The following is a 704-nucleotide window of genomic DNA, read 5'->3' as shown; positions in this document are numbered from 1 at the left end:
TATAGCAGAATCAACATAACCTGACATATTCAATATGCTCCGTAAACAACTCATCAACTGAACATCTTTTTTGCCTCCTTATCGCTTTTGCTCCGCCCCATTTGTGTTCTATCGGGTTCAAATCCGGACTATAAGCGGGAAGCCATTCCAGTTGACATTTGCTGTCTGCTATCGCTTGTGTCGTGTCATTCCGTTTATGGAAAGGCGCATTATCCATCACTATCACTGCTCCGTGTGGAAGCTTTGGCAGCAAATCTTGCGTTACCCACGCATAAAAAACATCGGCATTAATATTCTCGGTAAATAAGCTTAAGGTGACGAAGGTATTTTCGAGAATGGCGCCAATGACGTTGATACGGCCTTTTGCGTGCCAGTCATGCGGACCAAAACAGCGTAACCCTTTTTCCGAATATCCATGTTGACGTGGCATCGATTGAGCAAAACCACTTTCATCCAAATAAACAATGGGTCTGCCAGTCTGTTCATAATCGCTGATGCGCTCGAGAAATGCCTGACGAACTTGAGGATCAGCGCGAGGGTGTTGGAGCGTTTTTTTTCTGGGTGATCCGAAGCCGTTTCAAGGCGTAATGAATAGCCGATTGTGAGACACCTAAACGTTTTGCTCTTTCCCATTGATAGTCATCAGGAAAATTTTGGACATCCGCAATGAGTCCCTCATCAGGGATTTTCGTGGCGGGTTTATT

The 704-nt window shown here is 45.0% G+C and carries 1 protein-coding gene and 1 pseudogene; both read right to left on the bottom strand.

The features are described from left to right. Window positions 1–10 precede the first annotated feature (10 nt). Window positions 11–505 (bottom strand): annotated as a pseudogene (locus Xvie_RS20455) (IS630 family transposase); the annotation flags it as partial. Window positions 506–527: 22 nt separating this feature from the next. Then, on the bottom strand, window positions 528–704 hold a 177-nt coding region (locus tag Xvie_RS20450; protein WP_244175762.1), incomplete at its 5' end, for an IS630 transposase-related protein.

It is taken from the genome of Xenorhabdus vietnamensis, assembly GCF_002127535.1.
Taxonomy (GTDB): Bacteria; Pseudomonadota; Gammaproteobacteria; order Enterobacterales; family Enterobacteriaceae; genus Xenorhabdus; species Xenorhabdus vietnamensis.
Note: the sequence above shows the minus strand (reverse complement) of the source record. Positions and strands in the feature narration are given on the sequence as shown.